Here is a 13,880-nt window from a genome sequence, read left to right on the forward strand (position 1 = left end):
CCTCGTGACGGAAGGAGGACGTTTCATGTTTCGGTCGGTCGATGCCGCGACGATCCGCATTGCCGCTCACTCGTGGCCCGACGGCCCGGCGCCTTGGCCGCACCGGAGCGACGCCTCCGGCATCGCGGACTGGTTGCAAGCGACGTGGCGGAAGGTCGGCTTGGCCGAGGCTGTCTGGTCCGCCAGCCCTGAGTTCGCTGCTCGCGCAGAAGCGGTCCTCGCCACAGGCGACGCTACTCCGGACCGAGGGTGGCGGATGGCGCTGACGCTGGCGCGGTACATGGTCCGTGCGCAGCGGCGTGCGACGCCCTTCGGGTTGTTCTCGGGGGTTGCGACCCTGCGGTTCGACACGGTCGCTGCGGTGGTCCCGGCAGGGCAGCCGGCGATCCGGGTACGGCCGGACGCGAGTTGGCTCGCGTCCCTGATTGCGCGCCTTGAAGCTGAGCCCGACGTGCGCCGCCGTCTACCAGTGCAGGCGAACAACCTGGCGCTCGTGAACGGGCCTCGGATCGTCGTGGCTCGCCGGCCGCATGCCTCTGCAAGTGCGGAGTCGACCTCGGTGAGGAGCACCGCAGCGGTACGGCTGGCGGTGTCACTCGCCCGTGCCCCCGTCCCGTGGGCTGAGCTGGTCGACACGGTCGCTGCTGCGTTTCCAGGCTTCCCACGCGCGTCCGCTGAGGTGATGGTTGCCGGCCTGGTGGACCACGGCGTGTTGATCTGCGCTCTCCGGCCACCATCGACTTGCACAGACCCGATCAGGCATGTCCTGGACACCCTTGATGCGGCGTTCGATGGTGCTCCTGAGGGACAGCGAGCCCTTCGGGCCGAACTGCGCTCGCTGCATGGTCGTCTCGGTGGTACCAGCGCAGGGAGCGCGACGTACCTTCGTGGGCTCGCCGACCACATGCGCAGCGTTGCAACGGCCACCCAGCCGCTCGCGGTGGATCTTCAGCTCGCGGATCAGATCGCCCTGCCGGAGCAGGTCGCCGCCGAGATCACCGCATCGGTTGATGTGCTACGACGGCTGACGCCAGATCCGGCGGGGCGGCCAGAGTGGCGTGCGTACCGTGCCCGGTTCGTCGACCGCTACGGGATGACGGCGGTGGTGCCGCTCGCTCGGCTGGTAGATCCGCTCGTCGGGTTGGGCTTCCCAGAACACTTCGGCGCTGTGGCCGACGCGCCTGCGGCTCTGCTGTCCGGCCGTGACGAGCGCCTGCTCGCGATGGCTCAGCAGGCGTTGCTCGACGGTGCTCGTGAGATGGTTCTCGATGACACGGCCGTCGAATGGCTCGCCGGCACTGGCCGAGTCACCGGGCCTGTCAGCCCTCACGTCGACGTCTCGGCAGAGGTCCGCGCGGTCTCGTTGGAGGCGCTGACACAGGGACGGTTCACTGTCGCGCTGACCGGCATGGGCCGCTCGGCGATGGCGACGAGCGGGCGCTTCCTCGACGGGCTGCCCTACGCCGACCGGGAGCTAATGTGCCGGGAGTTCGCAGGCCTTCCTGTCGCGGTGGCCGGGGCCATGCCGGCGCAGCTGAGCTTCCCGCCGCGCAAGCTGCACACCCAGAACGTGCTCAGCTCTCGGCAGGTACTTCCGTGGCTGGTCAGCCTGGCCGAGCACCGGCCCGTGGCCGAGAACGTGCTGGGCCTCGACGACCTCGGTGTGACCGCCGGCCGCGATCGGCTGGTGCTGGTGTCGATGTCGCGGCGGCGGGTGGTGGAGCCGACAGTGGCGCATGCCGCCGCCGTACACACAATGCCGCTGCTCGGCCGGTTTCTCCTGGAGCTGCCGCGAGCCACGGATGCTCGGCTGAAACCGTTCGACTGGGGTGCGGCTTCCTGCTTGCCGTTTCGACCCGCGCTGAGGTACGGCCGCGTCCTCCTGGCGGCGGCCCGGTGGCGCGTCGATCCGACGTCCCTGCCCGATGCGAACGCAAGCGATGGCGAATGGTTGACCGCCTGGGAGGCGCTGCGGACGAGGCTGCGGCTGCCGGCATGGGTGCAGGTCGGCAACGGTGACCAGAGGCTTCGGCTCAACCTCGATCAGTCCATGGATCGTGCCCTGCTGCGTGCCCACCTGGACGCCAGCGCCGGACCGGTAACCGTGGTAGACGCGGCGAGCCCGGAGGACTTCGGTTGGCTCTCCGGCCGCGCCCACGAGATCGTCGTGCCCGTCGCCTCGACGGTTGCGCCCGCTGCCGCGCCGGCTGCGGTTACCGCGCGAGGCGCATGGCCGCCACCCGCTCCCCCCGAGCCGGTCATACCGGGTGCCAGTGGCCTGCTGTCCGCTTCAGTGGCCGTCGAGCCTTCGACGATGGAGCTGGTTGTGATGCGAGGGCTGCCAGCGCTGTTCGCCGACTGGCCCGAGCCGCCGCTGTGGTGGTTCGTGCGCATGCAACGCCCCACCCCGCATCTTCGACTACGACTGCACACCGATGACTACGGCGACGCGGCGGTACGGGTCGGGCGGTGGGTCGCCGCGCTCCGACAGCAGCGCCTTGCCGGCGATTGGAGCCTGGACACCTACCATCCCGAGTCCGGTCGCTACGGCTGCGGCACCGCGCTGGCAGCGGCCGAGAAGTTGTTCGCCGCCGACTCCACCGCAGCCCTGGCACAGCTGGTAGCGCAGCCCGAGTCTGGGATCGATCGGCAGGCACTGACCGCCCTGAGCATGGTCGACCTGGCCGCCTCGCTACTTGGCAGCCGCGCCGACGGATGCGAGTGGCTGGTGGCGCGCCCCGAGCAGACCGGGCAGGCACCGGTCCAGCGGGACGTGCTGCGTCAAGCGGTCACCCTCGACCCGAGCGAACTTCCCGAGCTCATCCAGCATGCATGGCAAGAACGCTCCAGGGCCGCAAACCGGTACGCCGCCGAACTGTCCGCCGTCGCCGGCCCGGTCACCCCCGCCTCGGTGCTCGCGTCGCTGATGCACCTGCATTTCGTTCGCGCTCTCGGTCCCGACGAAGACGCCGAGCAGCTCACGTATCGGTTGGCCCGCCATGTCGCGCTGGCGGCGGTGCGCCGCCGGGTTCGCGCCGTAGGAGCATCCCGATGACCGAAACACCGCTGAGGACACCGTTGCTACGGGCGGCCGAGGCGATGGCCGCGTGCATCACCGACACCCTGACCGAGCCGCCGCCCCCGGATTTCGCAGCGGACGACTACGGGCCACGCAGTACTCGCTGGTACGCCCAGTCGCTGTCCCGGGGTGCCGCCGGGGTGGCACTCCTGCACGGGGTGCGAGCGCAAACAGGACACGGTGGGTGGGAACCGGTCCATGTATGGCTGCGACGCGCGACCGCTGACACGCTGAACAGCGGCAGCGGAGCCGGACTCTGGTTCGGCGCACCCGCTGTCACCCACGCGCTGACCATGGCCATGCCGCACTCCCACCCGGCAGCCCTGGACGCGCTTGATCATGCCCTCGATGATCTGGTGGAACGCCGCCTGGCCGCTGCCACGGCACGCCTCGCGGCGCGTGCCCGGCCCTCGCTGTCGGAGTTCGATCTCGTACGCGGGCTGACCGGCCTGGGAGCCCACCTGCTGCGCCGCGCCCCGCACGAACATCTGCTCCGGCGGGTGCTGGCGTACCTGGTGCGGCTCACCGAGCCGGTGCACACCAACGACGAGGCGGGCCGGCTCGCGCCGGGTTGGTGGAGCGCAGACCCCGCCGACCGCGAAGGTTCGGAGCAGGGCGGACATGCCAACTTCGGCATGGCGCACGGCATCGCCGGCCCTTTGGCTCTCCTGGCCCTGGCGATGCGGCAGGACATCCGGGTGCCGGGGCACGCGGAGGCGATCCGCCGGATCTGCACGTGGCTCGACCGCTGGCAGCAGACAAGCCCTGCGGGACCGTGGTGGCCAGAGAAGATCACCGTCGCGGAGTTGCACGCCGGGAAGCCCTCCATGAGCGGACCGGCGAGGCCGTCCTGGTGCTACGGCACCCCTGGAGTCGCCCGCGCCCAGCAGCTAGCGGGGATCGCTCTCGACGACGACGCCCGGCAAGAGGCGGCAGAAGAGGCCCTGATCCGCTGCCTGGCCGACCACCTCCAACTCAGCCGGATCGTCGATCCGTCGCTGTGTCACGGCTGGGCAGGGCTTGCCGCTACGGCCTGGTACGCCGCCGACGACGCCCGCACCACCAGCCTGCAGAAACAGCTGCCCCAGATCGTGCGCCTGCTGATCCAGCACGCCACGGACACCACCCCGGCGCGATCCGGCTTGATCACAGGCCCCGCCGGAATCGCCCTCACCCTGCACACCGTCGCGACCGGCACCGACGTCCGCTGGGCCACCAGCCTGCTGATCAACTAGACAAGGAGAGCGTCGTGGATCTCGATTCCGAACCCGACACCGAGCCACCAGGCGTGGCGCCGGCGAGCCGATGGCGCCAGATCAACCTGACCCTCTCGGACTGGCAGACCGCTGAGGGTTTCGCCGCAACGCGGCTCGCCCCTGAGCTCACCGCTGCGGAGGACCACCGGGCGATCACCGCCTTCTGGTTCATCCGTAAGAGCGAGACGTGGCGGCTGCGGCTCCTGCCCGGCGACCGGCTCGCCCAGGTCTACGCCCTCCTCGCCTCCATCACCGACGACGACCGCATCCGCGGTGTCACCGAACCCGTCTACCGGCCCGAGGCGTACGCCTTCGGCGGGGACCAGGCAATGACGATCGCCCACACCCTCTTCCACGCGGACAGCCGCCACATCCTCGGCCATCTCGCTACCGCCGGCGGCACCCATCGGCGTGAACTCGGCGTCCTGCTCGCCACTCGCCTCATGCGCGCCGCCGGACTGGAGTTCTCCGAGCAGGGCGACGTCTGGCGGCTTCTCGCCTCGCGCCGGCACCAGCCGAACGCCCCCGCGCCGAGCCCCAGGCTCATCGCGGCCGTGCAACGCCTGATCACCGCAGCCGACGACACGGCCAGAAGCCCGCTGACCGTCACCCCGCGATGGCCACAAGCCCACGAGCTGGCGGGCGCGGACCTCGGCTTCCTCGACCGGCACGGCGCGCTGACCCGTGACCTACGCGAGGTGCTGACCCACCATCTTCTGTTCCTGTTCAACCGGCTCGGTATCTCCGCCGCTGACACCTGGCTGCTCGCGACGGCGGCCGTGAACGTCACCTTCCACCGCCCGTTCGACACCCCATCCGGCTATCAACCCGCCGCCAAGATCGACAGTAGGGTCAACGCAGTGAACACTTCCCCCACCGCACCGGGAACGTCGAGTGCCGCGACGCTGCGCGAACAACTCGTCAGCACGCTCGAACAGCGCGGCCACATCCGCTCTGCCCCCGTCGCGCACGCGTTCCGTACGGTCCCCCGCGAGCAGTTCCTCCCCGGCGTCGACCTGGAAACTGTGTATACCCGCCGCCAGATCGTCACCAAACGAGACCCCAGCGGTGCCGCATTGTCGTCAGCGTCGAGCCCCAGCCTCGTCGCGGACATGCTCGAACAACTCGCCCCCCAACCCGGCCACCGCGTCCTGGAGATCGGCGCGGCCACCGGCATCAACGCCGCCCTGCTCGCCGAGCTGACCAGCCCCGGCGGCAAGGTCGTCACCATCGAACTCGACCAGGACCTCGCCGACGGCGCCCGCGCCGGCCTCGACCGCGCCGGCTACGACACCGTCGCAGTGGTCTGCGGCGACGGAGCCCTCGGCGACCCCGATCACGCGCCCTACGACCGGATCATCGTCACCGCCGGAGCCTGGGACATCTCCGCCGCCTGGTGGGAACAACTCGCCGACCACGGCCGCATCGTCGTGCCCCTGCGCGTGCACGAGAGCGGCCTGACCCGGTGCTTCGCCTTCGACCGCACCGACCCCCACCAGTTGGTGAGCACCACGGCGCCGCTGGTCTGCGGATTCGTCCCCATGCGCGGCAGCGCCGAACACACCGACCACCACGTACGCCTAGACGCCGACGTGGTCCTCAAACTCGACGCCACCGACCAGCCCGACCGCGCCGCCCTCGCCAGCGCCCTCAGTCACCCCCGGCTCGAACGTTGGACCGGCATCCAGGTCAACGACGCCGACCCCATCGGCCACCTCGACCTGTGGCTCCTCGTCCACGCCAACAAGCCGTTCGGACGCCTCGGCGTCGGCGACACCGCCCGCACCAGCGGACTGGTCACCCCCGCCTACCGATGGGCCGGTGCCGCCATCTACCACGGCGGCACCATCGCCTACCTCGCCTTCCAGGACGCAGGCAACGGCCACCACGAACTCGGCGCGATCGCACACGGACCGGACGCCAAAGCGCTCGCCACCGACCTGACCAACCTGCTCGACCAATGGGACGAGGCAGGCCGCCCCAACCAGCCCACCGTCACCGCCCACCGCGCAGGAACCCGGCCCGCCGGACGCGACGACATCAGCCGATCCGACACCATCCTCACGATCTCCTTCTGACCGCATCCACGCCGGGGCGGTGCCCTGTCCCGCCCCGGCGCCCAGGGACGAGCGCAGCTGAGACGTCACGCACGACCTGGACGCACCTCGTTGCCACCATGCGGCCCTTCCGCAGCAGATGAGGACACCATGACTCCGTCTCTTGCCGCCACCATCGCCGCCCGCTTCCCTCTCGTCGCCCGCAAACGACCGCCCGCCAAACCACTGGATGCTCGAGTAGACCGGCTCGTCAGGCTCGCCGAAGCCGCACACCGCGAATGCGATCGGGAGAAGGCGTCCATGGTGTTCAACGGGGCCGCCCTCATCGCCTCCGACTGCGGAGAGCCCAACATCGCCCGCGCCTGGTGCCGCCGCCACGCGAGCCTCTACCTCAGTCAAGCCCCGCTGAACGGCTACACGGCCCGCTTCGCTCTCGAACCAGTCGTCAACCTCGCTCGCCTGCGCATTCGCGGAGGCGACGGCGGAGGCGCGTACCGCCTACTCACCCACCTGCACTCGGCCATCGTCGGCGGCACTCCCGCTCTTCTGGAGGGCCTGGAGATACACCCTCGACAACTTCCCACCGACCACGAGGAACTCAATCAGATCATCAGTTGGCTGCGCGGCACACTGCTCTCCGACGGAACCCGCGCCCTCACCCTCGCCGGACGATGGGACGACGCCGTGACCCACGTGCGCCGATACGACGGGATCAGACCTACCCTCCTTGATGGACGACAGGTCGCGATCGTCGCCCACCTGCTGCAGGCCGAAGGGCCGTCAGCAGCGGCTCTCCTTGCGGCCACCAAGATCGAAACGCCGTGTGAGCATGCGGTGCATGGACTCCTCATGACCTGGCTGGAACTGGCTGTGGGTAGCACCCCCGTCGACCATGCTGGCCTGATCGATCGGGTGTCGGCCGTACCACGAACCCCCGGGCTCACCGTGTTCCGCGTTCGCCTCGGACTGACGGCTCTGGACCTCGCGATGAGCTTGCCAACGGATGCCGTAGACAGCCTGATCAAACAACTGGTTGCAGACGTCATCCACGACGAGGACGCCAACGCAGCGCGCGACCTCATCAATCACCCGGCCGGCACCTCCGAAGACCAAGAGACACTGCGGGCGCTGATAAAGGCGAGCTGTTTAGGCCAGGGCCACCTGCCAGCAGCAGCGGTTGGTCAGCTTTCCTCAGCGCTTGATCTGGCTGGAACCGCAATAGATCACGGCATCCGCCCATGCTAGCGGCATCGATTCACGCCACGGAGCGCTTGCTCGCAGGCGGGTGCGCGCAGCCACTCCCTCCGCGGACTTCAACAAAGGACGGAGCGACATGCTGATCGTTGCGGTGATCGCAGCCCTACTGACCGGCTACCTTGCCGGGCTGCTGTCATTCAAGGTCAAAAGCGGTGGTGCCCCTGCTGCGGATCCACCACGACTCGCCTCGCCCGTGGACACACCAGGCAAGCACGATGACGGCTGTCAAGCTCGGCGACGTTATCCAGATCGACGAGCGGAGTTACCGGTACGGCGCCGGCACGCTGAGCCTGCATATCACGCAGATCGGTGACCAGGTTCGCCTACCGGACGGCGACTGGCTCAACGCGGAGGGGCTGACGCTGCGTACCGACGGAACCCAGGCCGATCGGCATCCTCGACCCGCGCCCGTGCGCCTCAGCGCGATACGCATCCTGCCGCCTCCTGGAGGTGCGCATGAGCACGACCTATTTGGGCAGCGTCGCGCTGACGGAACTTGAACAAGCACAGGCGGAGCTTGAGCGCCACTTGGCGGTACGCCCAAATGGGCAGTGCGCCACCTGTGGCGAGGTCGAACCTTGTTCCGGGAGCCGATCAGCCGGCGGCACCATCATCCGACTCGGACGACTTCCGCGCCGCCGGCCGGGCGCATCGGGAGTTCGTCACGGCGGTGGGGATTCCGCTGGACCTACCCCGTCATCGTGGTTCGCCGCGAACCGGAACGCGGACGGGCCGGCGCGATGAGTGCCTACCCCGGGCCGGCACACGGGCACCGGCCCTACCCAGCCCACCGCTGGCGATCCTAATGCGTGGTAGGCGAGACGCCGACTACTGGCGCTCGTCCCGCGCGGCCGACGGCGCTGCGAATCCTGGCCGGCCGGCCGACGACACCAGGCTGGCAGGGGTGCTCGACGCGGTCGACGCGGTGCCCGTGCGGTGCACGTCCCCGGCGTGAACGGACTGTGCATGGCGTGCTTGGAGGCTGGGGCCGGATGACGCCTCATCCCTGCTTGCAGGTCGAGTGGGCGAGCGCGGCGTTGGCGCGATACGACACGTCACGGCCGGATTCCGACGCCCGTAACGAGGTCTAGCCGCAACCGGCGGACGGCGCAACTCTCCGACATGAGAGAGACAGAACGCAGCGCGACCGAACACCTGTGTGTGATCAACAGATGACGTGAATGACATCTTCATGTTTGATGGTGTCTATGGGGGCGGGAGAAGCGCGGCTCTCGATCGACTGCGGTAGCGCCAGCACCGTGGCTGTTCTGGCCTGGGCTGATGGCAGCTCGTCCACGCTGTCGTTTGACGGGCTGCCGCGCCTGCCCAGCGCCGTGTTCGTGACCGCCGATGGAGATGTGTGGACAGGCCAACGGGCGTGGCAGGCCGGTGGGGAGCAGCCGAGTAGCTTCATCCCTGTCCCGCGTCGCCCCGCTGACGGTGACCAGACGGTCGGCACCACTCGTGTGGACGCACTCGCGTTGGCGGCGGCGCCGTTACGGAGAGTTGCGGCCGAGGCCGAGCGGATCGTTGGCGGGCCGGTGCGGGATGTGCGGCTGGTGGTGCCGGCTGGGTGGGGGCCGCGTCGGCGTACATGGATGCGGCAAGCCGCGCACCGGGCGGGTCTCGCCCAGCCGCGTCTTGTCGAGGCCCCGGTGGCCGTCGCCGAGCATCTGCTGGCCACCGGCGTGCAGCTGCGTGTGGGGACGTTCATCGTTGTCTGCGACGTCGGGTTGGGCGCGGAGGTGACGGTCTTACGGCGTGGCGCCGCTGGTTTCGAGGTCCTTGCGACCCTGTCCGACCCTGCTGCTGGCGGCAACGCCGTCGACCTCGGTCTGACTGCGGCTTTGACGGCCGGACGGGACTTGCCCCTCGACGCTATGGGCGATTGGGCGGCGGAGACTATCCGTACCGCGAAGAAGACCTTGGGAACACACCCAGCGGTCGCGGTACCGCTAGCCGGGCAGGCACCGGTCATCGCGACCAGCAGCATGCTCGACCAGGCAGCCCAGCCGGTGGTGCGACGCGTAGCAGAGCTGGTCGGTAAGACCACCGCCGCCGCCGAGTTGAGTGTCAGCGATCTGGCGGGGATCTACTGCGTCGGTGGCAGCGCCCACCTGCCGCACTTGGCGACGGTTGTCGCCGAGCACACCGGCATCGTCCCGACGGTCGTATCCGACCCCGAGTTTGTCGCGGCACGAGGCGCTGCGGACGCTGGTGCCGCGGGCATAGGGCCTCCCGTCGCGGTGGAGGTGCCCGTGCCGCCGGTACGGAGAGCCGTGGCGATCGCGGTACCCGGCTTCGCGTCGCTCGCACTGATCGGGCAGTGCCTCCTCACCGCCGAGCGCAACGGCGCGTTCACCGTGCACTACTGGGTGCGGTTGAACTGGGGCGAGTTCACGATGGCCGCCGTGTTCGCTCTGCTCGCATGTCTCGGCGCAGGCACCGTACTGGGCTCCCTGATTGCCACACGTAGCCCCACACCGAGTACCCGGACCGAGGGTGGGAAGGTGAGCGTGGGCATCCTTGCTGCGGTCTCCCTCGGCACAGCGATCGCGGGCCTCTACGCGGTGGTCGCCAGCCAATACTTCGGCCTGCCGGTGGGTCGATTCTTGGGCTGGGCGCTGTGGCCGATCACTCCGCTCGCAGTGATCGCCGTAGCGATGGCGGTGGTAGCCGCCCGGCAGTGGCGCGCCCCCCATGGTGGCTGGTCAGCGCTACTGGCGGCACCAACCGGATCGATCTTCGCCGCCGCACTCGGCATGGGCCTGATCCAATACTCGCTGACGGCCGACAGGTGGCCGGAACTGGTGTTGTGGATCGAGATCGCCGGCAGGGTCGGTGGGCTACTTCTGGGCGTCGGGATCGTCATGGCACTGGTGACGCCGCTGATGTTCCGTCTCATTCTTTCAGCCCCCATCGCGGTGATCAGCGCGGCGATCGTCAGCGGGCAAGCTTCGCGCATCTTCGGCGTCAGCTACGCCGTGGCCGTGACGGGATGGTGGGCAGCCCGGTTGTGGACCCGCATCATCCGCCCCGCCACGAACGACCCTGCCGTGGTGGCACCAACAGCAGATGCTGGCCCGCCAAGTGGAGGTGGCTGAGGTGCGGTGGCCGAGACAGCTGATGTCACTGCTGTTCGTCCTCGCGCTCCTGACAAGCCCGCCAGTGGTACTGCTGCTCCTGATCGGCCCGCCCGTACGCGGGTGGCCGAGCATGGAGCAGGCGCGGGAATGGGTGCAGGAGCCACTGACTGAGCAGACACTCGCCGGCGCGCTGACCATCGGGGCGTGGCTGCTCTGGCTGATGCTCGCCTACACCGTTGCCATGCGGGTTCTCGTACGTCTCCGCGAGACCTCGGCATGGCTTCGGCGGCTACCGCTGCCGACGCCTTTGCAGGCTACGGCCAGCGGGATGGCCGGTGCCGCGGTCTTCGGCGTCACCACCAACGCCCTCACCACCGCCCCACCGCAGCCCCCGGAGGCTAGCCCGGTCGCCCTTCAAGACGAGCCACCGCCCGACGATCCCGGCGAGGCCACACACGATGACGGGATCGAGGTATCCGGTGGCTGGCTGCCCCGTGACGCCGCCGAGCAGCTCGCTGCCGCCGCAGCATTAGTGTGGCTACGCCGCCGCCGCGACTACCAACCACGCCCCACAAGCCGCGACGATACAGATCTTGCCCCGCTACCTCCCACCGTCGCCGCCGTGCAAGCCGCACTCGCCGACACCCCCACCCCGCCAGCCGCGCTGACGACGAACGGGATTTCTGCCCTCGTCGAAGTCCTACCGGCCGGCGGCGTAGGCCTCACCGGACCAGGCGCGCTGCCCATCGGTCGAGGGATGCTGGTCACCGCCCTCATCGCCAGGAATCGACATCCCACGACATCCCTGATTACCACCAAGGCAGCCCTTGCGAGTCTCCTCGGTCCTGCCGCCGAAACGCTCGGCCGGCGTCTACCGCTCACGATCGCCGACAGCCTGGACGAATTGGTGCGGCTCGTGCACGCTGCCAACCACTCCGCTGATCCGTACACCACCATGCAGCGTCAAGACGCCGCACCACGGGAAGCCGGCCACCGGCAGATAGTGCTCCTCGACGAGGGTGACGGCGACGAAACTCAGGTGAAGCACGTTGTCGAGGCGAGCGTCGCCACCGCTGCGGTGGTCGTCGCGTTAGGAGACTGGCCTGGCCCGACCTGGCACGCCGACTCAGCGGGCTACCTGCACGACCCACACCAGGCCGATGGGAACGGACCACGGCTGTGCGTCCTGGACCAGACGGCGGCTACCGACCTGCTTACCATCATCGCCCTTCCCGACCCTGCACCACCCGACCCGACCACCCCGCGCTCTTCCCTGCCCCGTGCAGGGTCACCAGACCCTCGGCTGCCTCGACAAGCCACCCGACACGAGCCCCGCCTACAGCCCCACGTTCCCCGTCAGCGGCCATACCTGCGCGTCCTCGGCGATCCCCAACTACTCATCGACGGTGAGCCCCTCGCCATCCGCCGCAGCGCCGCCCTCCAGATCCTCGTCTACCTCGCCACTCACCCCACCGGCGCCGACACCGCACAACTCACCGACGCCATCTGGCCAGGTCTGCCCCGCCGTTCCCTCACCGGACGGCTCTACACCGCCCTCAGCGACCTACGCGGCACCATCCGGGCCGCCTGCGGCCTGCACGTCATCGACCATGTTGACGACCGCTACCGCCTGAACCCCGCACACGTCGACGTCGACCTTTGGCACCTGGACGCCGCCATTGACCACGCTGCCACCACGCGCATCAACACCAGCACCGCTTGGCAGGCCGTCCTCGACGCCTACCCCGCCGACCTCGCCGCCACGCGCACCTGGCCCTGGCTCGACCCCATCCGCGAAGCAACCCGCCGACGGATCCTCGACATCTGCGTCTCTCTCGCCACTGCGGAACCTGACTCGCACCAGGCCTTTCAGCTGTTACAGGCCGGCATCCGTATCGACCCCTACAACGCCGACCTGCACAAGCACGCCAGCCGCGCCCTCACCGCCCTCGGCAACCACGAGGCCGCCGCCGAACTCCATGACCACTACCGACAAACTCTCACGCGCGCGGGCGTCGACGACCCCGCCTCCCACCGGCTCTCGCCCACCATTCAGCAGTAGCCCATCCGGCTGCCGCGGTAACGCTCGCGGCACTCCCCCACTTGGGACCGAGATTCGCCGGGGTCACCGAGCAACGCCCGGCCCATCCCGGCGTACGACGGAGTCTCTGCTCGCTGGGGCAATGCGGACGCCGCGTAGGCGGCAACGCGGTGACCTGCGGTTGTGAGGTCGTGTAAGGAAGTGTGAGGTGCTGTCAGGGCCTTCACCCACTCCGGCAGCCCATAACGCTTTTACGGTCTGAATCACCAACCGTCGCTACGCCGGAGGGAGACAGGCCATGGCGAAGCGCGCCTCGACAGCCGTCGTACGCACCGCCACCGCTGCCCTCGCGCTGGCACCTCCAGCGCTGCTCTACCAGGCCGGATGGCTCACCACCGTCGACCTATCCGCTGACCAACTCCAGGCATGGGTGCACCAGCCGCTGACCAGCGGCTTCATCATCCTGCTGACGTACGCCAGCGCCTGGCTGCTGTGGGTACTCCTAATAACCGCCGTCACCGATCACACCCACCGCTACCTCGCCGCCCGCCTGCGATGGCACCTCACCCTGCACCTACCCGGTCCCTTGCAAGCACTCGCGGCCACGCTGCTTGGCACCACCGCCGTCACCACCGCCGCCCTTCCCGCCACTGCGCACGGCCACACCGCCACAGATGCCGACCCCTCTGCAATGACACCACCATCAACCGAGACCGCCCCGATCCGCGACGCCGTGCCTCACACACAATCGACCGGCCCGGCACCCTCCCGGCTAGGACACCCCACCACCTCGCCTACGACAACCACCGCCGTACTGACTTCAGAAAGCCGGAACAGCGATGCGGATTCCACCGTCGCCACCCCGCCGACCTTCGCCCGGGACCGCACCGACGCCCGCGCTGCGAACCGAAACCCCGGCAGGACCATCGACGTCACCGCCGAAGACACCCTGTGGGACCTCGCAGCCGAGCACCTCGGCGACCCGCACCGCTGGCGGGAGATCTACAAACTCAACCGGGGAAACGAACAGGCCAACGGCTACGCCCTCACCGACCCCGACGAGATCCACGTCGGATGGGTCCTCGCTCTCCCCGCCCACGAGGC

8 protein-coding genes are annotated in these 13,880 nt (G+C 69.2%); all 8 read left to right on the top strand.

Annotated features, from left to right (window positions below):
• Nucleotides 1–25: 25 nt before the first annotated feature.
• Nucleotides 26–3,055: a lantibiotic dehydratase gene (locus C1I99_RS00850; RefSeq protein ID WP_111132228.1), complete on the top strand. Its 3,030-nt coding sequence runs from the start codon at nucleotides 26–28 to the stop codon at nucleotides 3,053–3,055.
• Nucleotides 3,052–4,314 carry a lanthionine synthetase C family protein gene (locus C1I99_RS00855; protein ID WP_111132229.1) on the top strand — a complete coding sequence of 421 codons (1,263 nt, stop codon included), beginning with the start codon at nucleotides 3,052–3,054 and terminating at the stop codon, nucleotides 4,312–4,314. The genes C1I99_RS00850 and C1I99_RS00855 overlap by 4 nt, the downstream gene beginning before the upstream one ends.
• Before the next feature lie 14 nt (nucleotides 4,315–4,328).
• Complete coding sequence (gene fxlM / locus C1I99_RS00860) at nucleotides 4,329–6,413, top strand: methyltransferase, FxLD system (RefSeq protein ID WP_111132230.1); 2,085 nt, start codon at nucleotides 4,329–4,331, stop codon at nucleotides 6,411–6,413.
• A 129-nt stretch (nucleotides 6,414–6,542) separates the two neighbouring features.
• Nucleotides 6,543–7,637, top strand: coding sequence for a hypothetical protein (locus C1I99_RS00865; protein WP_111132231.1), 1,095 nt, complete (start codon nucleotides 6,543–6,545; stop codon nucleotides 7,635–7,637).
• Nucleotides 7,638–7,801: 164 nt separating this feature from the next.
• Nucleotides 7,802–8,149: a hypothetical protein gene (locus C1I99_RS32185; RefSeq protein WP_146603854.1), complete on the top strand. Its 348-nt coding sequence runs from the start codon at nucleotides 7,802–7,804 to the stop codon at nucleotides 8,147–8,149.
• Between the two features lie 759 nt (nucleotides 8,150–8,908).
• A complete protein-coding gene (locus C1I99_RS00875) occupies nucleotides 8,909–10,753 on the top strand; it encodes an Hsp70 family protein (protein WP_233512237.1) in 1,845 nt (614 codons plus the stop codon).
• 22 nt (nucleotides 10,754–10,775) lie between these two features.
• Nucleotides 10,776–12,797 (top strand): AfsR/SARP family transcriptional regulator, encoded by a 2,022-nt coding sequence (locus C1I99_RS00880; protein ID WP_233512238.1) that lies wholly within the window; start codon nucleotides 10,776–10,778, stop codon nucleotides 12,795–12,797.
• Nucleotides 12,798–13,074: 277 nt separating this feature from the next.
• A partial coding sequence (locus tag C1I99_RS00885) for a LysM peptidoglycan-binding domain-containing protein (protein WP_158553886.1) occupies nucleotides 13,075–13,880 on the top strand: 806 nt, incomplete at its 3' end.

Source organism: Micromonospora deserti (assembly GCF_003236335.1).
Classification (GTDB): domain Bacteria; phylum Actinomycetota; class Actinomycetes; order Mycobacteriales; family Micromonosporaceae; genus Micromonospora; species Micromonospora deserti.

Bases quoted from the DNA above. Each gene is read 5' to 3' on its own strand.
- C1I99_RS00850 (WP_111132228.1), top strand. From the start codon at position 26: ATGTTTCGGTCGGTCGATGCCGCGACGATCCGCATTGCCGCTCACTCG.
- C1I99_RS00855 (WP_111132229.1), top strand. From the start codon at position 3,052: ATGACCGAAACACCGCTGAGGACACCGTTGCTACGGGCGGCCGAGGCG.
- C1I99_RS00865 (WP_111132231.1), top strand. From the start codon at position 6,543: ATGACTCCGTCTCTTGCCGCCACCATCGCCGCCCGCTTCCCTCTCGTC.
- C1I99_RS00880 (WP_233512238.1), top strand. From the start codon at position 10,776: ATGTCACTGCTGTTCGTCCTCGCGCTCCTGACAAGCCCGCCAGTGGTA.